Source organism: Enterococcus avium ATCC 14025 (assembly GCF_000406965.1).
GTDB lineage: Bacteria > Bacillota > Bacilli > Lactobacillales > Enterococcaceae > Enterococcus_A > Enterococcus_A avium.
Map to the genome: position 1 here is coordinate 372045 of NZ_KE136364.1, position 22026 is coordinate 394070.

Annotated in this window: 21 protein-coding genes; 17 read left to right on the forward strand and 4 right to left on the reverse strand. The window is 37.9% G+C overall.

What is annotated here, in order from left to right:
* Positions 1-53: 53 nt before the first annotated feature.
* Positions 54-1193: a nucleotidyltransferase gene (locus OMU_RS14635; RefSeq protein ID WP_016180660.1), complete on the forward strand. Its 1140-nt coding sequence runs from the start codon at positions 54-56 to the stop codon at positions 1191-1193.
* A gap of 72 nt (positions 1194-1265) precedes the next feature.
* On the forward strand, positions 1266-1985 hold the full coding sequence (locus OMU_RS14640) for a YebC/PmpR family DNA-binding transcriptional regulator (protein ID WP_016180661.1): 720 nt from the start codon (positions 1266-1268) through the stop codon (positions 1983-1985).
* 44 nt (positions 1986-2029) lie between these two features.
* Here OMU_RS14640 and helD read toward each other — a convergent pair whose 3' ends face one another.
* On the reverse strand, positions 2030-4312 hold the full coding sequence (helD, locus tag OMU_RS14645) for an RNA polymerase recycling motor HelD (protein ID WP_016180662.1): 2283 nt from the start codon (positions 4310-4312) through the stop codon (positions 2030-2032).
* A 403-nt stretch (positions 4313-4715) separates the two neighbouring features.
* On the opposite strand from helD, the gene OMU_RS22950 reads away from it, so the two are divergent.
* Positions 4716-6136, forward strand: a protein-coding gene (locus OMU_RS22950) for an IS3 family transposase (RefSeq protein WP_225844249.1) whose coding sequence is annotated in 2 segments (ribosomal slippage) — positions 4716-5193 and positions 5193-6136 — 1422 coding nt in all. Because the reading frame shifts where the segments join, the coding sequence is not laid out codon by codon here.
* 137 nt (positions 6137-6273) lie between these two features.
* On the opposite strand, the gene OMU_RS14660 is transcribed toward OMU_RS22950, so the two are convergent.
* Entirely contained in the window at positions 6274-7140 is an 867-nt protein-coding gene (locus OMU_RS14660; RefSeq protein ID WP_016180665.1) for a VOC family protein, read from the reverse strand.
* Positions 7141-7157: 17 nt separating this feature from the next.
* Positions 7158-7568, reverse strand: coding sequence for a VOC family protein (locus OMU_RS14665; protein ID WP_016180666.1), 411 nt, complete (start codon positions 7566-7568; stop codon positions 7158-7160).
* A 318-nt stretch (positions 7569-7886) separates the two neighbouring features.
* Here OMU_RS14665 and OMU_RS14670 point away from each other — a divergent pair, with 318 nt between their 5' ends.
* The 7 genes from OMU_RS14670 (at position 7887) to OMU_RS14700 (ending at position 15187) form a co-directional block, all read left to right on the forward strand.
* Positions 7887-8063: a 2-hydroxymuconate tautomerase gene (locus tag OMU_RS14670; protein WP_016180667.1), complete on the forward strand. Its 177-nt coding sequence runs from the start codon at positions 7887-7889 to the stop codon at positions 8061-8063.
* A gap of 318 nt (positions 8064-8381) precedes the next feature.
* The gene (thrS, locus tag OMU_RS14675; RefSeq protein ID WP_016180668.1) at positions 8382-10322 is read left to right on the forward strand and encodes a threonine--tRNA ligase; all 1941 of its coding nucleotides are present in this window, start codon (positions 8382-8384) and stop codon (positions 10320-10322) included.
* A gap of 419 nt (positions 10323-10741) precedes the next feature.
* Positions 10742-12868, forward strand: a complete 2127-nt coding sequence (locus tag OMU_RS14680; RefSeq protein ID WP_016180669.1) for a penicillin-binding transpeptidase domain-containing protein — start codon at positions 10742-10744, stop codon at positions 12866-12868.
* A gap of 163 nt (positions 12869-13031) precedes the next feature.
* Positions 13032-13505: a glutathione peroxidase gene (locus OMU_RS14685; RefSeq protein WP_016180670.1), complete on the forward strand. Its 474-nt coding sequence runs from the start codon at positions 13032-13034 to the stop codon at positions 13503-13505.
* Positions 13506-13629: 124 nt separating this feature from the next.
* On the forward strand, positions 13630-13779 hold the full coding sequence (rpmG, locus tag OMU_RS14690) for a 50S ribosomal protein L33 (RefSeq protein WP_010740369.1): 150 nt from the start codon (positions 13630-13632) through the stop codon (positions 13777-13779).
* A gap of 272 nt (positions 13780-14051) precedes the next feature.
* Positions 14052-14459 (forward strand): hypothetical protein, encoded by a 408-nt coding sequence (locus OMU_RS14695; RefSeq protein WP_016180671.1) that lies wholly within the window; start codon positions 14052-14054, stop codon positions 14457-14459.
* A complete protein-coding gene (locus OMU_RS14700; RefSeq protein WP_016180672.1) occupies positions 14456-15187 on the forward strand; it encodes a DUF6681 family protein in 732 nt (243 codons plus the stop codon). Before OMU_RS14695 ends, OMU_RS14700 begins: the two co-directional genes overlap by 4 nt.
* 59 nt (positions 15188-15246) lie before the next feature.
* Here OMU_RS14700 and OMU_RS14705 read toward each other — a convergent pair whose 3' ends face one another.
* Positions 15247-16173: an ABC transporter substrate-binding protein gene (locus tag OMU_RS14705; protein ID WP_016180673.1), complete on the reverse strand. Its 927-nt coding sequence runs from the start codon at positions 16171-16173 to the stop codon at positions 15247-15249.
* Positions 16174-16331: 158 nt separating this feature from the next.
* Between OMU_RS14705 and OMU_RS14710 the strand changes: the two genes are divergently transcribed.
* From OMU_RS14710 to OMU_RS14740, 7 genes are all read left to right on the forward strand, one after another.
* Positions 16332-17120 (forward strand): ABC transporter ATP-binding protein, encoded by a 789-nt coding sequence (locus OMU_RS14710; RefSeq protein WP_016180674.1) that lies wholly within the window; start codon positions 16332-16334, stop codon positions 17118-17120.
* 2 nt (positions 17121-17122) lie between these two features.
* Positions 17123-18106, forward strand: a complete 984-nt coding sequence (locus OMU_RS14715; protein ID WP_016180675.1) for a FecCD family ABC transporter permease — start codon at positions 17123-17125, stop codon at positions 18104-18106.
* Positions 18107-18109: 3 nt separating this feature from the next.
* Positions 18110-19099, forward strand: coding sequence for a FecCD family ABC transporter permease (locus tag OMU_RS14720; protein WP_016180676.1), 990 nt, complete (start codon positions 18110-18112; stop codon positions 19097-19099).
* Between the two features lie 11 nt (positions 19100-19110).
* Positions 19111-20106, forward strand: a complete 996-nt coding sequence (locus tag OMU_RS14725) for a GDSL-type esterase/lipase family protein (protein WP_016180677.1) — start codon at positions 19111-19113, stop codon at positions 20104-20106.
* A 58-nt stretch (positions 20107-20164) separates the two neighbouring features.
* Positions 20165-20704, forward strand: coding sequence for a 5-formyltetrahydrofolate cyclo-ligase (locus OMU_RS14730; protein WP_016180678.1), 540 nt, complete (start codon positions 20165-20167; stop codon positions 20702-20704).
* Positions 20705-20737: 33 nt separating this feature from the next.
* Positions 20738-21406: a rhomboid family intramembrane serine protease gene (locus OMU_RS14735; RefSeq protein WP_016180679.1), complete on the forward strand. Its 669-nt coding sequence runs from the start codon at positions 20738-20740 to the stop codon at positions 21404-21406.
* Between the two features lie 126 nt (positions 21407-21532).
* On the forward strand, positions 21533-22026 hold a 494-nt coding region (locus OMU_RS14740; protein ID WP_040006163.1), incomplete at its 3' end, for an IS91 family transposase.

Below are 22026 nucleotides of genomic sequence, written 5' to 3' on the forward strand. Positions count from 1 at the left end.
TTGTGAATTTATCTTCGCTGCTTAGCGTTAACAAAGAGAGAAGGAGGATCAATATGCGCAGCTGTGGAATCGTAGTAGAGTACAATCCCTTCCATAATGGACATCGATATCATGCTGAAAAGGCACGTGAATTAAGTGGTGCTGATGTGGTGGTGGCTGTAATGAGTGGGAATTTTTTACAACGAGGAGAACCGGCGATCATAGACAAATGGGCACGAACAAAGACAGCCTTGCAAAATGGGGTTGATCTCGTGGTGGAACTGCCCTTTTCATGGGCGGTACAATCTGCAGATTATTTCGCTAGAGGCAGTATTAAGCTACTGCAAGCTTTGAAGTGTGATGCCCTATGTTTTGGTACAGATAGTGATTCTCTTTTTGATTACGCCGAATACGGTCGTTTTTTTATTGAAGAGAAGACAGCGATTGATCAGCTTTTTCACGAACTTCCCATTGGCTGGAGTTATCCGGAAAAAATGGCTGAAGTTGTTTCACGTTTGTATCCAAAAGCGAAGGCGTTTCCTCCTAACCATATTTTAGGATTAAGCTATGCAAAGGAAAATGCAATGTACGAACAGCCAATGGAAATTTTTCCGCTAGTGCGTAAAGATCAAGGCTACCATGATGAGCAGTTAGTTATTGATCAATTTGCAAGTGCAACAGGGATTCGACAAGCTGTTCTGACGGGAGAAGATATCTCAGCATTTGTGCCAAAGGAGACACAAGCTGAAGTGAGTCAGTGTCATATCTCATGGTCAGATTTTTGGCCGTATTTAAATTATCAATTACGGGCAAGTTCATTGGACAAACTGCGAGATATTTATCAGATGAGGGAAGGTCTAGAGCATCGCTTAGTTGAGCGAGATCTTGGTAGTTTTTCGAATTATTTAAGAGAAATCAGTACGAAACGTTACACACAGCCTCGATTACAACGTCTTTTAACCTATGTTTTGCTACAAGTCAAAGAAGTTGAGATACAAATGGAGCAGGAGAATACAATGCTGCATATTTTGGGCTTTACTGAAAAGGGACAGACTTATTTAAATAATATGAAGAAAAAATTTACGTTACCAGTGGCCGCGAAAATAGGTCAAAAGGAAAAAGAAAAACATTTCTTAACTTATCGTGCGGATCAAGTTTACCAATTAGTTCACCCTATGGAACAAACGATTGGTCGATTTCCGATTCGAGTATAAAAAATACTTTGCAAAGCGCAAGGGAGTCGTTATAATGAGAAAGTATGAAATTAACGAAAGAGAAGTGAAAACATGGGACGTAAATGGGCGAATATCGTAGCTAAGAAAACTGCGAAAGATGCAAACAACAGTAAAATTTACGCTAAATTTGGAATTGAGATTTATGCAGCTGCTAAATCGGGTGAGCCTGATCCGCATGCCAATCAAAAATTGCGTTTTGTTATCGAACGTGCGAAAACGTATAATGTTCCAAAACATATTATTGATCGAGCGATTGAAAAAGCAAAAGGTTCTGGCGATGAAACGTTCCAAGAATTACGTTACGAAGGCTTCGGCCCGAACGGTTCAATGGTAATCGTAGATGCATTAACAAATAATGTAAATCGGACAGCTTCAGATGTTCGTGCTGCTTTTGGTAAAAACGGTGGGAACATGGGTGTTTCTGGTGCGGTTTCTTATATGTTCGACAATACGGCACTATTTGGTTTTACTGGAGAAGATGCTGACGAAATTTTGGAATACTTAATGGACAAAGAAATCGATGTACGCGATGTAGTAGATGAAGAAGGTCAGATCATTGTCTATGGTGAACCTGAAGATTTCAATGCGATTCAAGAAGCCTTGAAAGAAAAAGGTATTACAGAATTTTCCGTTGCTGAAATGCAAATGATTCCTCAGAATGAAGTCACTTTAACTGGTGATGATTTAGAAAAATTTGAGAAAATGATTGATGTGTTGGACGAGTTAGAAGATGTTCAACAAGTTTATCACAATGTCGAATTAGATGATTAATAGAAAAAAGGCCAGAAAGAATCATTTTTCTTTCTGGCCTTTTTTTATAGTAGAGATTGTTCTTTATATAAATTTTCTGGAATCATTTCCAATAAAGGACTTCTTTTCCCAATAACTAATAAATTCAATTCATGCATCGCGCGTGTGCAGACAGTATAGAGAATTAATTTGTCTTGTTCAGTATGATAATTTTCTGGCGAGATATTCCACGCATAAACACGATCAAATTCTAATCCTTTTGCTAAATAAGTAGGAATGATAATCAGACTTTTCTTCATGAAGTCTTCTTCATCAGTCAATAGTTGCACGTATTCTTTTTGAGCTGTAGTCAGTTGATTATACAATGCCTGACATTCTTCTACTGTTTTGGCAATAATAGCCGTTCGCCAATATTTCGCCATTTCAGCTGTTTCTTCAATTTGATGAATCAAGCCTTCAATCATTTGGCTAGATTCATTAGCATAATAGACTTGCGGCAGGTTACCAATACGAGCAGTTAGTTCCACGCGATTTTCTTGCGTTAAAAACTGATTGGCGAAGTTGGTGATTTCTTCTGTTGAACGGTAACTTGTAGTTAATTCAAAATGAGTCAGTGATTGTTCTGGAAAAATCTCCTCTAATGAATGAACCATACTTTCATTTCCAAAAACTTTTTGATTTAAGTCGCCGCATAAGGTATACGTCGCCTTCGGATATAGGTGACGCAATAACGCCACTTGTGCAGGTGAGAAATCCTGCATTTCATCGATAAAGATGAAGCGGGCTTTTTGTTTCACATCTAATGGATGAATGGATTTCATCAAAAGAAACATCAACGTACCATCCTCTAAACTAATATCTTTTTGTTTAAAATCGGTTCGAAGTGCCTCGAGCATATCTTTCCAATTTTCATCAGTCAATTGATAGCGAGTTAAGAGCTGGTTTGGAATGCTCTGTAAGAAATGCAGATATTGTTTGGCGTAATTAATAAATCCAAATCGATTAATCATTCTACGGATCGGACGCATTTTTTTACGTACAATTTTTTGTGCCATTTGTCGGCGTAGGCGGCGTTCAGCCTTTTCTGAATCTTCCATATTAGGGTTGTTAACAAATACAGCTTCAACCAACTCATCTGCAGCCTTTTTAACCCAATCTTTTTTCATTTCGTCTTTTTCTAAGCCACCAATTTTTTTCAAAAGCTTGGTTTGCAATAATTGCATCCGTTGATACATTGGAAGCTCTAGATTAGCTTCTTGATACCAATTGCGAATTTGCTTCTTAGAAATTAATACTTCCTGATTCAACTTAAGATCACGAAAGAGTGGACCAAACTCAGTAATACGATCGACATACTTGTACAATTCCTGAACAATCGCAAAACTACTCTTCGTTCGCAATACTCGGTCATCTTGTCCAGAAAGAAAAACTTCCTCATGGCTTTCTTCTGTATGAATTTGATAGGACGGAAGTAGGGCGCTTAAAAAGGTTTTAAATGTTTCAGTCGGAATACCACTCTCACCAAGTGAAGGTAGGACTGTTGAGATGTAATCAGAAAAAATATGATTAGGAGAAAATAATAAGACCTGCTCATTATCTAACCACTTACGATTGTGGTACAGCAGGTAAGCAACACGCTGGAGTAATGCGGAGGTCTTTCCGCTTCCGGCGATTCCCTCTACTACTAAAACTTTGCTTCTCGTATCTCGAATTATTTCATTTTGCGAACGTTGAATCGTAGCTACGATATTCTTCATATGATTAGAAGAGGCTTCGTCCAAAATTTCCAATAGAAAATCATCATTGATTGCTTCTGATGTATCTACCATTGATAGTATGTGACCTTCACGGATTTTAAACTGGCGCTTTAACAATAACTCAATCGGGATGATAGCATCATGAGCTTCATACTGAGTTTGTCCCAATGTCCCCTCATAATAAAGGTTAGCAATCGGTGCTCGCCAATCAATTACTACGGTTTCTTCTTGGAGGTCCCGTAAAGAAGCGATTCCTAAATAAAGCGTCTCAGCTTCTTGATCTTCTTTAAAATCGATTCGTGCAAAATAAGGATTTTCCAACATCAATCTTAAAGCTCGTTGCCGTTTTTCCTGAGAGGCTAAAGATTGGTAGCGTACAAGTAGTTCTGCTTCATGCTGCCGAGTATCGGCCATTGTTTCAGCCAAAGCTTCAAAAGAACCACCTTGGATTCTTTGTCCGGCATTTTCTAACATATCAGTATCAAATTTTTCTTTTGTTTTTTTCTTTTGGCTGTCCAAAAAAACTATTTCTTGTTGGATCAAAGCGCTTGTCTGTTGGACGTGCTCTTGTTCGTACTCTCTTGCGTTCATTGAGCATCCCCCTTTGTTTTTCCATTAGCTGTTTATAACAGCATAATAGTATAGCATATAAGGTCAAAGAGAAGCAAAGAGCTCGTTTTGACTAGCAGGAGATGGAATTAGTAACTTTAAAATTTGAATAGTTGATGTTAAACGTGAAAAACATTGAATTTTAGAGAGAAGTGGAAGAAATATATAGATAAACAAGAGAGGTCGAGAAACAGACAAATGTGAGGCTGTTAGATGATTAGAGGAATGCAAAATGACAAAGAAAATTGAACTGTTCAATTATTTGGTCAAAGAAATTCTAAAACGAAGGACTTTTAATAAAAAACGAACACCTAAGGGCTTTAAAATATGAACCGACCCCCAAAAGTTAGACCAAAAATCTAACTTTTTGGAGGTCGGTATTTTTATGACTGAATATGGCTTTGAAATCAAGCTGAAAGTTGTTCAAGATTATTTAGATGGAAAAGGTGGCTATCGCTATCTAGCGAAAAAGTATGGAGTTAAGAACGCGGATCAAGTAAGAAGCTGGATTAATTCCTATCAACAATTTGGTGAGGAAGGACTCTTTCGAAAACATTATGATAATACTTACTCTGTTCAATTCAAGATGGATGCGATAGAGTTATATCAAACGAGTGAGTTGTCCTATCGTGAAGTTGCCAATAGACTCGGTATGAGGAATCATGCTCTGATTGCCAGTTGGATGCGGAGTTTTCGAGATGATGGTATCAAGGGACTCTCAAAACCGAAAGGACGTCCACCTACCGTGCCTAAGAAAAAAGAAAAGCCAAAGAAAGATTTTGTTAAAGTAACATCGGAAGAACGCGACCGTATTAAAGAATTAGAAAAACAAGTCCGTTCACTTCAGATAGAAAATGCCTTTTTAAAAGAACTGAGGAAGCTGCGAAATCAGGAAGCCCAACAAAGACGAACGAATCAATCGCACGAATCATCCACAGCCTCCGAGGATCCTTCAAATTAGTTGAGCTTCTTGAGACCTTGGACTTTCCTAAAGCAACGTTTATGTACTGGCAAAAACGATTTGACAGAGAAAACCCTGATCAAGAAATTGAAGCCGAAATGCTTCGTATTCGTAAAGAACATAAAAATTATGGCTGTTTACGAATGACGAACGAACTAAAGAATCGTGGATTCCATGTTAATAAAAAGAAAGTCCAACGTTTGATTCGAAAACTAGGAATCGAAGTGCGTTCATACACGCGGAAATCACGGCGCTACAGTTCTTACCGAGGAAAAGTCGGGAAAGTGGCGAAACACCGGATTCGTCGTCACTTTTATACGACTATTTGTCACCAAAAAATTACGACAGATACAACAGAGTTCAAATATCTTGAAGTGGATACCAAAGGCGTGATCCGTCAGAGAAAGTTATATCTGGACCCGTTTATGGATATGTATAATAGCGAGATTCTTTCGTACCGCATCTCGGAAAAGCCAAATGCCTTGGCAATCATGGAAGGCTTAGAAGAAGCCATAGCGATCACGAATGATTGCCCGTATCGTCGCACTTTCCACTCGGATCAAGGCTGGGCTTATCAGATGAAAGCCTACCGTCGAAAACTAAAGAAACAGAAAATTTTTCAAAGTATGTCTCGAAAAGGAAATTGTTTAGATAATTCCATCATGGAGAATTTCTTCAGTCTTCTAAAACAAGAAATTTTTCATGGAGAAACCTATCACAGTTTTGATGAACTAAAAACGGCGATTGATGATTTTATCTATTACTACAACAATCACCGGATGAAACAGAAATTGAACTGGAAAAGCCCTGTTCAGTTTCGAGAAACAGCACAGAAAGCGGCATAATCGCTTAGCTTAAGAAACAAAAAACGGAGTAGATTTCTCTACTCCGAAAAAAGTCTAACATTTGGGGGTCACTTCAATATGAAAGCTCATAAGTGTTCGTTTTACTAGGTATTTTACCTAAACTTCTTTATAGGTAGTCAATTAGTTCCATCAAAAGCCTGCTTAATTTGTGCAAGATTAATTTTTTTCATTTTGTACATTTCTTGCGTCGCGTGACGAGCTTTTTCGGAATCCGAACTATTGGTCCAATTTAGCAGATCCTTATTGAGTGTTTGCCAAAAGACTCCGTATCGATCTTCCATCCAGCCGCAAGGCCATTCCTTGCCATCATACGTAAGAGCCTCCCATACCTTATCAATATCCGTTTGATCCTTAAAATAGAAGTAAAAAGAATTTGCCATCGTAAAAGTAAAAGTATGCTTTTCTGGGCTATCCATAATAATCAGATCGTGACCGCGTAATTGAAATCCTGAAGCGCGCAGACGGTCTTCTTTTCCTTTGATGACAAAAGTCTGTTTTCCACCAAAGATGGCGATCCATTCATCAATTGCGGCTTGAGCCAAGCCATAATTGTTGTTGGCAAACATGATACAAGGGATGATTGTTTGCAAGTTTTCTCCCAAACGGACCTGCCAGGAAAAACCATAGCGATCATTTGTCCAGCCAAATTTGCCAAGCTCAGGATAATCTGTCAGTGGCATTAATGTTTCACCGTCATGATTTAATTGTTTCCAAACATTAAGAAGTTGTTCTTCGTTTTCACAATTAACAACATAGGAGATTGCAGGTGACGGGGAGAAATCATCCCCTCCATTCAATAAAAGAAATTCGCAGCCGGCTAATTCTAAAGTAATCGTTAATAAGTCACCAATTTCACCGTGCTCATCTGTAATAAAATGTGTTTGATTCACAATCCTACTATCTTCAAAGGTGGACGAATAAAAGTCAGCAGCTTCACTAAGATGTCCGTTAAACCAGAGACAACAGCCAAATTGCTGTTCCATGGAATTTCCTCCTCTTTTTAATAAAGATTGATGTGCCAAATTACACCATATTGATCTTTAACCATTCCATATAATTCTGCCCAAAAGGTTTTTTCAAGCGGGAGCAATATAGTACCATTCTCTGCTAATTGCTGAAAAATATCTGTAGCTTCTTCTGTTGTTTTCGCATTATATACTAAGGCCACGTTGTTCCCCACAATTATTGGAGGTGCCAAATTTTCAGGACTGTCTGAGATCATAACATTCGTGTCATTAATTTTTAAATTGGAGTTCATCACTAAATCTTTGAGACCATCATCAATCGGATGCTCGTCATCTTGGGGCATCTGCCCAAAAGTCATAATTTGAGCTGGCTCTGTTTCGAAAACTTTTTCATAAAAGGCGATTACTTCAGCAGCTTGATCTTTGAAATGCAAGTAAATATCCATGATTTTTCCTCCATTCTTATGCTGATACTTTAACACGAAGAAAGGGCTATCAATAGTAATTTGACTTACTGAAGAGACAGATGCTTGATTTTTTTGAAGAATGGCTGAAATAGTTGTCGTGAATCTGCTCAGGGTGGTTAAATTAGAAGCTTTTTTGCTAATTTAAAAATTTTTCTATGTATAAAAAATAAGCTCTGATTCGTTAATCATCTGCAATTATTTCCTTAAGTTAGCAAAAGGTAATCTGTAGCACCATGTTTTTAGATGAAATATGATAAAATAAGGCGATAAAAACAAATGTTAAAGGAGCGATTTATTATGCCATTCGTGCACATCGAGTTAATTGAAGGAAGAACAGAAGAGCAATTGACTAAAATGGTGGAGGAAGTAACTGAGGCAGTTTCAAGAACAGCAGGAGCGCCAAAAGAAAATATTCATGTTATCATTAATGAGATGCAAAAGGGCAAATATGCACAAGGTGGTAAATGGAAATAAGATTTCCTATTTATACTTGCATTTCAATCCAATAAGTGTTTATAATGACTTTGTAATTGATTGATGAAGAAAGACACCTGAACTTGAAGGCTGTTTAACAGAGAGGAAAAGCTCGGCTGAAACTTTTTCCAGACAAGCGCAAGGGATGACCACTTTCAGAAGACTCTTGTTAAATGCAGGAGCGGACAGCGCCGTTATCGCTTGCGAGGGACAGGAAATCTGTCCAAAGATTAGGTGGAACCACGTTAATTCGTCCTAGTACCGATTTCGGTACTAGGACTTTTTTTATCAATCAAAACGAATAAGGGGGAACATAGGATGGTAAAAATTTCATTTCCAGACGGATCAGTAAAAGAGTTTGACAACGGTATTACTGGCTTAGAAATCGCAAAAAGCATTTCTAGTTCATTGGCAAAAAAAGCATTAGCGGTTGTTGTAAACGGTGAGTTGGAAGATTTAAACCGAGCAATCGAAGAAGATGCGGAATTAAAAATCGTGACTGAACAAGATGAAGAAGCACTACCACTAGTTCGTCATTCAAGCGCGCATTTAATGGCACAAGCAATTCGCCGTTTATTTCCAAATATGCACTTTGGTGTAGGTCCGGCGATTGATTCAGGGTTTTATTATGATACTGACAACGGTGATGGAGAACAAATCAGCGAAGAGGATTTCCCTGCAATTGAAAAAGAAATGAAGAAGATCATAAAAGAAAATCTGCCGATTGAACGCAAAGTAATGAGTCGTCAGGAAGCGTTAGATTTCTTCAGTTATGATCCATATAAAGTAGAATTGATCACAGATTTGCCAGAAGATGAAGTTATCACGGCGTATTCTCAAGGTGAATTCACTGATTTATGTCGCGGGCCACATGTGCCTTCAACAGGTAAAATCAAGATTTTCAAATTATTATCAGTGGCTGGTGCGTATTGGCGAGGAAACTCCGATAATAAAATGATGCAACGGGTTTACGGAACAGCATTCTTCAAACAAGCAGATCTTGATCATTTCTTAAAAATGCGTGAAGAAGCCAAAGAACGTGATCACCGTAAACTAGGTAAAGAATTAGATTTATTTATGATCTCGCAAGAAGTAGGCTCAGGCTTGCCATTCTGGTTGCCAAAAGGCGCAACAATTCGTCGAATCATCGAACGTTATATCGTTGATAAAGAAATCTCAATGGGCTATGAACATGTTTATACTCCTGTATTAGCCGATACTGGTCTATACAAAACTTCTGGTCACTGGGATCATTACAAAGAAGACATGTTCCCAATTATGGACATGGGAGATGGTGAGGAATCATTAGTACTTCGTCCGATGAACTGCCCACACCATATGATGATTTATAAAAATCATATTCACTCATACCGTGAATTGCCAATTCGTTTAGCTGAACTAGGAATGGATCATCGTTATGAAAAATCTGGTGCGTTGTCTGGTTTACAACGGGTTCGTGAAATGACAATGAATGATGCGCATATTTTTGTTCGTCCGGATCAAATCAAAGAAGAATTCCGTCGTACATTGGACTTAATTTTGGAAGTTTATAAAGACTTTGGCTTTGAAGATTATCGTTTCCGCTTAAGCTATCGTGATCCTGAAAATACTGAAAAATATTTTGATGACGATGCGATGTGGGAAAATTCTCAACGTCTATTGAAAGAAGTTATGGATGAATCTGGTTTTGATTATTTTGAAGCAGATGGCGAAGCAGCTTTCTATGGTCCTAAACTAGACGTGCAAGTTCAAACGGCTTTAGGGACTGAAGAAACATTATCGACAATTCAATTTGACTTCCTATTACCAGAACGTTTTGATTTATCTTATATTGGTGAAGATGGAAAAGAACATCGTCCAGTCGTTGTTCATCGTAGTGTTGTTTCAACAATGGAACGCTTCACTGCTTACTTGATTGAACAATACAAAGGAGCTTTTCCAACTTGGTTAGCACCAGAGCAAGTAGCAATTCTGCCAGTATCACCAGAACATCATGGCGATTATGCGTATGAAGTGAAAGATCGTTTGGTTCGTGAGGGTGTCCGGGTTGAAGTTGACGATCGTAATGAAAAACTTGGCTATAAGATTCGTCAAGCACAAACTAAAAAAATTCCGTATCTGTTAGTAATCGGTGACAAAGAAGTCAATGATGCGACAGTTAACGTTCGTCGCTATGGTAGTGAGGAACAAGAGATACAGGATTTGAATATGTTCGTAGATGCTATTAAAGCAGACATTGACAATATGAGTCGTAATTAAGAAAATGCCGGTGGGTTCCTCCACCGGTTTTTTCTTAGGTTCAAATTGGAAAAATAGTCTTATCATAAATGAATAAGCTCAAATTTATGGGAAACGAGAGAACGAACCATTTGTGGAAAACTTTTTAAAGAAAATGCGTAATAGACGCTTTTTTATTTTTAAAAGTTTTCCACAGAAAATCGCTGAATTTAATGTTTCACAAAAGAAGGATTTGTAATTAGCTGAAAAACCATATTTTAAGCTAAATTAATTTTTGTTTAAAAAAATAATTGTATGCTCGTGAAACACATTACTGTTTTCAAGGTAAAGTAAGCGGAAGTTCTTAAACTATATTAAAGGAACCACGATTAATCCTTTTGAAAAAACACTTTTTCGGCTACAATAAGACAAGTAACTGTCAAAGTGGAAGGAACAGATGAATGAAACTAACGAATCCATTTAAGAATTTTTTTGAGAAATTAAAACTTGCGGATGAAAAAGGCCGTAATCAAAATAAGAGTCATATTCCATTCAGGTTGAATTTTCTATTTTTTGTGATTTTCGGCTTATTCGTTATTTTGGTTACACGACTAGGTTATCTCCAAATTGTTGAGGGCGATAAAATGAAAGCCGAAATGAAGGCTTCTACCACAATCACTGTGAAAGAAAATGCACCACGTGGGGTTATTTATGATGCTAAAGGAACAGCGTTAGTTAATAATAAGGCTAACCCAGCAATCACCTTTACCCGTGGTAATCAAATGGAAGCATCAGATATTCTCAAGTTAGCGATTGAGTTGGATAAGTTAATCGATGTACCGGCTGATGAAAATCTAACTACCCGCGACAAAAAGGACTATTGGCTTGCGGATAAGGATCATTTAAAAGAAGCCGAGGATCGGTTATCCTTTAAGGAAAAAAATCTTGATAATACAAATGAATACCAAAAACTTGTAGATAAAGTTAAAGATAGTGAAATTCAATTCACCGAAGACCAGTTGAAAATTGCAACGATCTTTAAACGAATGAATAGTGCCTCCGCGCTTAGCACTGTATTCATTAAAAATGATGGTGTGACAGACGAGGAGTTGGCAGTGGTAGCTGAACGTGCCTCCGATTTGCCAGGAGTCTCTACAGGTACTGACTGGGATCGTTCTTATAATGAGGATTTAGATGGTTCATTAAGAAGTATCCTAGGGAAAATTACAACGGAAAAAGAAGGACTGCCTGCCGAAGAAGCGGACGAATTATTGAAAAAAGGTTATGCAAGGAATGACCGTGTCGGCAAGAGCTATCTAGAAAAGCAATATGAAGAGCAGCTTCAAGGTAAGAAAGGTGAATACAAGGTCACCTTGAACAGTGAAGGAAACATTGAAAAACAAAAGGAAGTAAAAAAAGGTGAAAAGGGATCGAATCTCGTTTTGACTATTAATAGCGACTTCCAGAAAAAAGTCGAAGATATTCTGAAAAAGCATTATCAAGGTTTAGTTGATAGTGGTGTTGCAAAGTATTCTCCAGGGGCCTATGCTGTAGCGATGAACCCAAATACAGGCGAAGTTTTAGCTATGACTGGCTTTACACATGATGTGAACAGCAAAGAGATAGAAGAAAACACATTAGGGACAATCACCAGCGCGTTTGAACCAGGTTCTGTGGTGAAGGCCGGTACGGTGACCGCTGGTTATCAGACGGGTGCCATTACTGGAAATGACACATTAATTGATCAACCGATTAAATTATCCGGTACAGCGCTAAAAGGGTCGATTTATAATAAAGTATTAGGAAATCAAATTCCATTGAATACAGTAAAAGCGTTGGAATGGTCCTCTAATGCTTATATGATGCAAATTGTGTTGCGTATGCTAGGAGTTCAATATCAACAAGAAATGTCCTTACCAGAGAGCGCCTCTTCTAAAGAAATGTACGATAAATTACGTAACGCTTTTGCAGAATACGGGATGGGCGTGAAGACGCAAATTGATTTGCCAAACGAAACGCGTGGGCTAGTTAATGAAGACTTTGGAACGGATCATGCTCCTGGGGGCGGAAACTTGCTTGACCTGTCATTTGGGCAGTATGATACGTATACACCCATGCAATTAGCACAATATGCGTCCACTGTTGCGAATGGCGGTACTAGAATTGCTCCGCATGTTGTTAAGGGAATTTATGGAAATAATGACAGCGGTGGTCTTGGAGAATTGCAGCAAGAGATTACTGGCAAAAAACTGGATCAAGTGAATATCACAGCAGAGCAAATGGGGATTATCAAGCAAGGTTTTTATCAGGCAGTACACGGAAGTGATCCTTATACAACGGCTAGAGACTTAGCTTCGGCAAAACTTGATCCTGCGGCAAAAACCGGAACAGCCGAAACAGTTGTATCGGTCAACGGTCAGGCGGTTAATACGATTAACAGTAATATCGTCGCCTATGCTCCCCACGATAAACCACAAATAGCTATTAGTGTGATGCTGCCAAACTTAGACGAAGAGCATGACGATACAAATAAAGCAATTGCAAAAGACATAATAAATGCATTTGCAGACACATATGGCGTACAATAAAGCTAGGGAGCTTTGCTCCTTAGCTTTATTTGTTTAGTTTTCTCTATTATTCTTGTGAAAGAAGAGTAGAGAGAATTCTTAACCATAGTTTTGAGAGAAATATAGCATAAAAGTATTTTCCTAAAAAGGATAAATGGACTTTGTATGAAAGGGAGTAGACACTATGACAGTTTATAACTTTGAAGTGAAACAAACGGATGGGACAGAAAAATCTTTAGCGGATTATCAAGGAAAAGTTTTATTGATCGTTAATACAGCAACCGGATGCGGGTTTACACCGCAATATGAAGGATTGCAAAACTTGTATGACCATTATAAAGATAGCGGCTTTGAAATTCTGGATTTTCCTTGCAATCAATTTGGAAATCAAGCACCTGGCACCAATGCCGAAGTCGCAGATTTTTGTCAGATGAATTATCATACGACGTTTGAAACATTTGGAAAAATCGATGTGAACGGCGAAAATGAAGCCCCATTGTATAGCTATCTAAAGAGTGCGCAAGGTGGTTTACTTAACAAAGCTATCAAATGGAATTTTACAAAATTCCTGATTGATCGTGAGGGAAACGTAATAAAACGCTATGCATCACAAACAAAGCCAGAAGATATTGCAAAAGATATTGAAGCCCAACTTTAAAAACGTCAAGTAGAACTACTTAACAAAATTGACAAAAAGACTGGTCAAGAAAATAAAAACATGATATGATATCAAAGTCTGAGAAATATCTTGGAAAACTGATCTTAACTGGGGAGGGAAAATCATGCGCGTAAATATCACTTTAGAATGTACTTCTTGTAAAGAACGTAACTACCTAACTAATAAAAACAAACGTAACAATCCAGATCGTTTGGAAAAAATGAAATATTGCCCACGCGAACGTAAGGTTACTTTGCATAAAGAAGTAAAATAGTCATATCAATAAGCCAGCGATCACTTATGATTGCTGGCTTTTTTGTGTTTTTAAAGTTACACGTTTTTATCAGTATAATTGTATCCGTAGGTAAAGATGAGTCTATCTGCTTTTAGTAAAAATTTTAGCTAAGGGTAATTTATAAAGAATGTTAGAGTCGCAAATCATTTTCAGAAATCTACATGAAATCTTCACAGAATCCTAAACAAAAGCTAACCTTCCAGTGCTAAAACTAAGTATTAAATAAACTAAACATAGAAAGGAAGAATCCAATGCGTAAAGTTCCACCGATTTTAAAGCCAATCGCTCTTCTGACCCTGTCAATCTTGATAGCGACGACTACAGGAATTTTAAATAATTCGAGTTATCGACAGGTTAAAGCAACGACACCGACAACTTCGACGACAGAATCTACGAATCCTACGACCGATTCTTCTCGTGATCTAAATAGCATTACCAATGAAACAAGTACAGCCGATGAAGTGACACCGACTGAAGAGTCGAAGGCTAATAATACTATTCAAGAAAGCACGGCTGGAAACAATCAGGTTGAAAATACACAACCTTCAACAGAAAGCAGCTCTGTAACAGCTCAAACCTCAACGGAGGCATCGCAGACGACGCCCACACAGCAGCCAGCTGATGCTCCAATTGGTTCAGAAGCAGGTGGTAATCAATGACGATACTTTTAGATATTATTAATGGGCTAAATAAGTTTTTAGGATTTTTAGATATCAGTCCGAAGTACTCAAATCGAGCATACACTTTGTTGAGTATTATTCCAACTGTGTATATTTTACGAATTGTTTATGGATTGTGGCTTAATCAAAACTATCTGCAATTAGTACTCTATGGGTTAATCTTTATTGTTTTAGTGTATTTCTTCGTTTTGAATTTCTTTTATTACTTTTTGGATAGAAATGTGAAGGGAGATATTACACAGCTTTTTGTTAAATATCTACCGGATGATGCCTTCAATATTCAAAATGAACAACCTAGAAAAAATAAGAAAGTTTTTGGTCAGGCCAAAGAAATTTCAGTTGACTTCAATGAAGATTATCAATTAAAACTCGCTGAAAACATCCAATCACTAATTGATAAAAAAGAGATTGTAACGCGAGATCTTTCTAAAGAAGAAGGATTTTTAATCGACGAAAATACATTGTATCCCTATTATTATGTTAAGCAAGTCGATACAGGGATATATCAGTTACAGATTGGTAGAAATTATCGTGAATTGGAAACGATTGGAACCATTCGACATGTCGAACCACTAAAACCGATTGGATTATTTATCGTCGGTGGAGATTTTGTTAAGGAGGGCATACGATACCATGAACCTTATCGCTTAAAATTTTTAGTCAGAGTAGAAGAAAGCACTACACGAACTCGCCGTAGTAAAAAATAAATACCGTCTGATCAAGAGCCGCTTTCTAAATAGAATGAGCTTTGATCAGAACGGTATTTTTATTTTAAGACATCTCGAATATTTTCCACCATTTTTGTATAAGCGATGGGACCATTGTACAACCAGCTTGACTCTCCATCAAATTCAAATAGTCGGTTGTTTTTGACAGCTGGAATATTGCTCCATAACGGATCTTTAAACATCGCAGCACCAGAATCGCTATTGACTAAGAAAATATAATCCGCGTCAAGTTGTGACAGGCTTTCTAAAGAGACTTGAGAAAAATCTGCCGTTGCTTTTTTACTGATATCTTTTGTCAGTTGAGGAACTTCAAATCCAAGTTCTTTATATAGTAGTTGCCCACTTGAACGATTATCCGCTACCATGAAGGCTGAATTATTTGTTACCCATAATACGGCAGCTGACTTGCCGTTGATTTGCTCTTTCAGATCCTTTTTAGTTTGGTCAATGAGTTGATCATAGTCTTTTTCCACTTTTTTGGCTTGGTCTTTTTTATCCAAAACGTTGCCGATATCTTCTAATTGCTCCCGCCAAGTGACGTTCCCACCATTTTTTACAACATAGGTTGGTGCAATCTTAGAATACTCTTTGTATTTTCCGCCTTCAAGTGACCCGTTTGCTCCAATTAATAACAGATCAGGTTCAAATTTCAATACAGCTTCATAGGGTAAGTCGTAATTAATAGTCGGAATATCTTTTAGTTCATCTTGTAAGTAATTTTGAATTTTTCCTTCACCGACTGTCCACTGAGCAATCGGTTTTTCGTTTAGAGCCACTAAGTAATCCTCTAAATAGGAGGCAATGATACGTTTCGGTTTATTAGGGATTTTCACTTTATGATCTTGCGCATCGGTCATCGTTCGCACGTCATTGTTTTTATCTTTACTCTCACTGCTTTGCCCACAAGCAGTTAAGCTGATTAAAGCCAGCAGAGAAAATGTACCTAAAATTATTTTTTTTAGCATAAAAAAACTCCTTTGAAGTTAATTGAGAAATATTCTCAATTGCTATTATTACTGAAAGACATAAGGGTGTCAACCGTAATTTTTTCTAAATGATAGTTGACGTAGATAACAAATAAGCTCATAATTGAGAACGATTATCAGAGAAATGAGGAAAGTCTATGACAAAATTGAATACCACTGATCTTTCAATCGGGTATGATAAAAAAATTGTCGTAAACGATATTACCGTAGAAATCCCTAAAGGTCAGATCACTAGTTTGATTGGTCCAAATGGTAGTGGAAAATCGACTTTACTAAAAACCTTAGCTCGAATTCTTGAGCCTGCCAAAGGTGAAGTTTTTATTGACGGTGAGAATATTCAACGTTTAGATACCAAAACAGTCGCACAAAAAATCGCTTCATTATCACAAACCAGTACACAAATCAGCGGGCTGACTGTTGAAGAAATAGTTGCCTATGGTCGTTTCCCATATCAGAAAGGTTTTTCAGGCTTAAAAGAACAGGATCATCATTTGATTAATTGGGCGATAGAGGCAACGAATCTACAAGAATTGAAAGAGCGGACATTAATTACGTTATCTGGTGGCCAGCAGCAACGAGTATGGATCGCTATGGCTTTAGCTCAAGACACGGATATTTTAATTTTGGATGAACCCATTACTTTTTTAGACCCTGCTCATCAATTAGAAATATTGGAGTTGTTACAAGGAATCAATCGTCAGGGAAAAACAATCTTAATGACAATTCATGATTTGAATCATGCTTCGCGTTTCTCCGATTACTTGTTAGGAATGAAAAATGGTGAGTTGATTTTTCAAGGTACACCAAAGGAGATTTTTACTGCAGAGAAATTATTGAATCTTTTTGACATTCAAGCAACCTTTGCCACGATGCCTAATAGCGACAAACCGTTAGTTCTTGCTTATGATTTAGTAAAGGAGCACTAGAAATGGCAAAACGAAAATACTTTTTTCCGATTGTTTTTCTGTTACTATTAGTAGCTATGTTTTTTTCCCTGCGCTATGGAGCGGTTACCAGCAAGTGGTCAGATGTCACTCAGGCTTTACTGCACTTTGATTCGAATAATCAGGGGGAACAATTGATTCGATATCTGCGTCTGCCGCGTATGTTAGGAGCTATTTCGGTTGGAGCGGCTTTTGCTATTTCTGGAGCATTGATCCAAGGAATCACTTCAAATCCAATCGCTGACTCTGGGTTATTAGGAATCAATTCAGGAGCAGGTCTAGGTCTTGCCTTGGTTTTTGCTTTCAATACAAATCCTTCACCAACTATGGGAGTGCTAGGTTCATTTATCGGAGCCTCGGTCTCGCTGTTTTTGATTTATCTAGTTTCAACTAAAATCTCATTTGGATTATCTCCAGTCCGAATTATTTTATTGGGTGCTGCTTTGAGTTCTTTTTTTACAGCTATAAGCCAAAGTATCAGTTTGCTTTTTGATCTGAATCAAGATATGACCTTTTGGTTTGTGGGAGGAACGTCTAATCTTACTTGGAATCAATTGCAGGTAATCACTCCAGTAATTGTAGTGGGTGTTATTGGTACATGTTTAATCAGCCCACAAATTACGTTACTGAGTTTAGGAGATGAAACAGCAATTTCGTTGGGGAAAAATCCCAGTCGGATTCGACAACTAAGCATGTTACTTGTTTTACTATTAGCAGGGAGTTCTGTAGCTTTAGTTGGAACAATCGGTTTCATTGGGTTGATAGTTCCTCATGTCGTTCGTTTTTTTGTCGGACATGATTATCGTTATGTCATTCCTGCTTCCGGCTTATTTGGTGCCCTATTTTTCGTTATAGCTGATATTGCTTCCCGTTTAATCGCACCACCTTTAGAAACACCGGCTGGAGTAATTATTACGATTATTGGAGTACCGTTTTTACTTTTACAAATTAGGAAGGGAAGCTTATAGCTTATGAAGAAAAAAATTAGTTGGCTGATAGTGCTTCTTTTACTGATTATTGGGATGATACTCAGTCTTACGGTAGGGACGATTCCATTAACAATATCCGAACTGTTGCAAGTTTTTCATCGAACTGCTACGACTGCACAACAATTAATTGTTTTTGATTTTAGATTTCCTCGAATGCTAGTGTCGATATTAGCAGGTATGGGTTTAGCAGTATCGGGTTATTTATTTCAAACAATCACACACAATGATTTGGCTGACCCAGGAATTTTGGGAATTAATGCTGGTGCTGGTTTAATAGTTCTCATTTATTTAGGCTTTTTTGCATCAGGCGAAACCAGCTGGTTTTTACCACTGATTGCTTGTGCTGGTAGTTTTGCAGCGACAGGATTGGTTTATTATTTTGGGCGTCAATCAAAGCGTATTACTCCCAATCGACTGCTTTTAGCGGGTATTGCAGTAAATGCTGGTATTTCGGCCTTAACATTGATAGGCACTATACGAGTTTCTAAAGATAATTATCAATTCGTAACAGCTTGGCTGGCAGGAACGATTTGGGGAACGACTTGGCGGCATGTTTTACTTCTGATTCCTTGGATCATTTGTATAGTGCCTTTGCTATTATTAAAGGGACGTTCTTTGGAGGTTTTGGAGTTAGGAGATGAGATAGCCGTTGGCCTGGGAGTGAAATTGAAACGAACACAGTTGTTCTTTTTAATTTGTGCAGTTTGTTTAGCAGCTGTTAGTGTTTCGATTGCTGGCAGTATCAGTTTTATTGGATTAATCGCCTCTCATATTGCTCAACAGTCCGTTAAACGAAAAAATAATCAAACGTTGCTGATGACTGCTATGATTGGTGGTATTTTGTTACTATTTAGCGATGTTTTGGCTAGGATTATTCTCCCAGATGGTGAAATGGCGGCGGGAATTATTGTGTCTTTGATAGGCGCTCCATACTTCATTTTAAAGCTTCTAAAAAAAAGTAATGAAAGATGAGGAGAGATTGGATGGTTTGGACTACGATATGGAGTCATGCACAACGAGGAATCGCTCAGCACAGTATAGCAGAAGGAGTGATCAATCTAACGTTGAAGCAAATTGCCCCAGTTAAGAAAATTCGTTTGGTATTTGCAAATGAATATGGTCAGCAAACACAGAAGGTTCAAAATTTATCAGTAAAAACGGATAAATGTTGTCAGTTTATTTCTGACTTTTCGCTTGCTCCAAATGAACTTTTCAAGACAAAATCTATTTTGATTGATCCTAGTGCGAGAACATGGCAGCTCACTTTTCATATTACTTCAATTGAAAGCGGCTTTGCCTATAATGATGCTGATTTTTTGCCAGAATCGAAAAAAATCGATTTTTGTTCAGGATTATTAGCGATTGAGGCAGAGCTCGATGGAAAATGTATTATTGCTTTGGGGGATTCCTTAACTGAAGGCGCTACTTGGACAACGCCATTGCAAAGAAACCTGCGGAAGCAAAATACTTATTTAGTTAATCAAGGGATAAATGGTAGCTGCTTATTGAAGCCAAGCAGTGATAACGCGAACACTGAGAAACAAAATCTTTTTTATGGTTTTGGTGGATTACGTCGATTGGAAGAGTGTTTGCTTAGCCATAGCAATGTTAGCAAAGTTCTTTTATCTCTTGGCGTGAATGACCTAATCAACGGTGAACTTACACTGGAGACTTTCAAAACAGGAATCAGAGAAATGATTCATCTTTGCAACGTCAGTGGGGTAGACTACCAATTGTGTACATTAACACCGTGTTTGGGCTATCCTGGAATGAATCAAACAAAAGAGAACCTGCGTAAAGAAATAAATCAGTGGTTGCTCGATAATTATCGACAAGTTTGGGATTTTTCTAAGATTGTGGGGGAAGCTTCTGGACATTTATATTCATTATTTGATAGCGGTGATCATTTGCACTTCAATGCAGTCGCTGGATTAGCTATCGCGCGTCAAATTTCTAGTGATTTTGTTAAAGGGGAGTAATCCTCTTTTTATTTTGGTTCGATTTTGTTAGTATTTTTAGATAAGAAGGTGAATATGTATGGAGAAAGAGAAACTTAGAAAACGTGCGATTGCTCGTTTGCAAAAATTGGCTGATAGCAAAGAGCGAATGAATCAAGTTGAATGCGTTCTTGAGAAATTATTTCAAAGTAATGCTTGGAAAGAAGCTACCAGCATTGGTGTTACAATGTCAACTCAGTTTGAGTTTCCAACTTCATCGGTGATTCAACGTGCTTTTGAGACGGGAAAAAAAGTCGCTGTTCCTAAGTCGCTGCCTAAAGGAGAGATGATTTTCCATTGGGTAGACACGGATACGGTATTTTACACAACAAGATTTGGCGTGGCTGAACCTGAAACGGAAGACATTGCAAGATCTAATGAGTTAGATTTATTGATTGTTCCAGGATTAGCATTTAATCGTGCAGGATATCGTGTCGGTTTTGGTGGTGGCTACTATGATCGCTATTTGGCAAATTACAAAGGAAAAACCTGCAGTCTGGTTTTTGTTGAACAATTAATGGAAGCCTGGCAGGTAGAAGATTTTGATCAACCAGTCCAGCAATTGTTTCTTTCAATGTAACAAAAAAAGACGAAAAATGAGAGAGGTAGATATATGAGAAAAGATAGACCTTATGTGATGTATACGTTTTTTGCGATTAATACGATCGTATTTCTGATGCAGTATTTACTACCGGGACTATCGATCGAGAATCAATTAGGAATGTTTGCACCATCAATCATTTGGCAGCAACAATATTGGCGCTTTATCACGCCTATGTTTATTCATTTTGGGTTGATGCATTTTGCCTTGAATGGCGTGGTTCTGTATTATATGGGACAACAATGTGAAGCTATTTTTGGTCATTGGCGTTTTGCAATAATCTACTTATTAAGCGGCATCATGGGAAATTTTGCTAGTTTTGCATTCAATCAGCCTACGACATTATCCGGCGGGGCAAGTACAGCAATTTTTGGGTTGTTCGGAGCCTTTTTAGTAGTCGGGTTGCATTATCGTGATAATGGAGCGATTCAGGCCTTGACACGCCAATTTGCCCTTTTCATTTTGATGAATCTTGCTTTTGGTCTGTTTGATTCAACGATTGATATCTGGGGGCACTTAGGCGGTATTATCGGTGGGGCGTTATCTGGTTGGGCACTAGCAGTTCCATATTCACAGGATCGTTTTTCAACTCGTGGACGAGTTACCTCCATTTTATTCTTCATTTTTGCGGTGGTCATTTTTGTATTTTTTGGATTAAGAAAATTTAGTATGTATCAATAATGCGGACGAATGTAGTTCGCTTTTTTTAAACATTAAAGGAAGTATAACATTTTAAGCGGTCAAAGGATTGATACATCAATCTTTTGACCGCTTTTCATCTGGTCTTTTTCCTATTAAACTGGAGATATGAAACCCAATATTTTACACGCCATTTTCTTTGATGAATATCAAAACTGGGAGAAATTCAATCAAAGGTACACGAGAAGGATTCGATCCGTTGTGAAAAGAGAAGTGAAGAAGTTTCGCGATTGTGGTGACCTTAAAAAAGGTTATCGTCTATTTGTCTGTGAAGGATGCCATGATGTAAAGAAAGTGGCTTTTCGTTGTAAAGGGAAATTTTGTCCAACTTGTGCAACTGGGGAAAGTCAACGGTGGGCAGAGGTTGCGGCGAACGATCTGTTTACAGTGACGCATCGACACGTCATCTTCACGATCGATGAAGGTTTACGTGAGATTTTTCTGAAGGAGAAGTATCGTAAGGAGCTTTTAAAAGGATTAATGGATGAAGCTGCACGGATACTATTAGATTTTTTTAGAAAGCACCATATACAAGCTGGGGTTGTGGCAACACTCCACACCTTCGGTTCTCAGCTAGAATACAATCCGCATGTTCATTTAGT

What these genes read in the sequence shown, in the direction of transcription:
- OMU_RS14635 (WP_016180660.1), top strand. Translation starts at nt 54, where the DNA reads ATGCGCAGCTGTGGAATCGTAGTAGAGTACAATCCCTTCCATAATGGA.
- OMU_RS14735 (WP_016180679.1), top strand. Translation starts at nt 20,738, where the DNA reads ATGAGAAAAGATAGACCTTATGTGATGTATACGTTTTTTGCGATTAAT.
- OMU_RS14660 (WP_016180665.1), bottom strand. Translation starts at nt 7,140, where the DNA reads ATGGAACAGCAATTTGGCTGTTGTCTCTGGTTTAACGGACATCTTAGT.
- OMU_RS14720 (WP_016180676.1), top strand. Translation starts at nt 18,110, where the DNA reads ATGAAGAAAAAAATTAGTTGGCTGATAGTGCTTCTTTTACTGATTATT.
- OMU_RS14685 (WP_016180670.1), top strand. Translation starts at nt 13,032, where the DNA reads ATGACAGTTTATAACTTTGAAGTGAAACAAACGGATGGGACAGAAAAA.
- OMU_RS14710 (WP_016180674.1), top strand. Translation starts at nt 16,332, where the DNA reads ATGACAAAATTGAATACCACTGATCTTTCAATCGGGTATGATAAAAAA.
- OMU_RS14670 (WP_016180667.1), top strand. Translation starts at nt 7,887, where the DNA reads ATGCCATTCGTGCACATCGAGTTAATTGAAGGAAGAACAGAAGAGCAA.
- OMU_RS14730 (WP_016180678.1), top strand. Translation starts at nt 20,165, where the DNA reads ATGGAGAAAGAGAAACTTAGAAAACGTGCGATTGCTCGTTTGCAAAAA.
- OMU_RS14640 (WP_016180661.1), top strand. Translation starts at nt 1,266, where the DNA reads ATGGGACGTAAATGGGCGAATATCGTAGCTAAGAAAACTGCGAAAGAT.
- thrS (WP_016180668.1), top strand. Translation starts at nt 8,382, where the DNA reads ATGGTAAAAATTTCATTTCCAGACGGATCAGTAAAAGAGTTTGACAAC.
- OMU_RS14700 (WP_016180672.1), top strand. Translation starts at nt 14,456, where the DNA reads ATGACGATACTTTTAGATATTATTAATGGGCTAAATAAGTTTTTAGGA.
- OMU_RS14665 (WP_016180666.1), bottom strand. Translation starts at nt 7,568, where the DNA reads ATGGATATTTACTTGCATTTCAAAGATCAAGCTGCTGAAGTAATCGCC.
- OMU_RS14680 (WP_016180669.1), top strand. Translation starts at nt 10,742, where the DNA reads ATGAAACTAACGAATCCATTTAAGAATTTTTTTGAGAAATTAAAACTT.
- OMU_RS14705 (WP_016180673.1), bottom strand. Translation starts at nt 16,173, where the DNA reads ATGCTAAAAAAAATAATTTTAGGTACATTTTCTCTGCTGGCTTTAATC.
- OMU_RS14725 (WP_016180677.1), top strand. Translation starts at nt 19,111, where the DNA reads ATGGTTTGGACTACGATATGGAGTCATGCACAACGAGGAATCGCTCAG.
- rpmG (WP_010740369.1), top strand. Translation starts at nt 13,630, where the DNA reads ATGCGCGTAAATATCACTTTAGAATGTACTTCTTGTAAAGAACGTAAC.
- OMU_RS14695 (WP_016180671.1), top strand. Translation starts at nt 14,052, where the DNA reads ATGCGTAAAGTTCCACCGATTTTAAAGCCAATCGCTCTTCTGACCCTG.
- OMU_RS14715 (WP_016180675.1), top strand. Translation starts at nt 17,123, where the DNA reads ATGGCAAAACGAAAATACTTTTTTCCGATTGTTTTTCTGTTACTATTA.
- helD (WP_016180662.1), bottom strand. Translation starts at nt 4,312, where the DNA reads ATGAACGCAAGAGAGTACGAACAAGAGCACGTCCAACAGACAAGCGCT.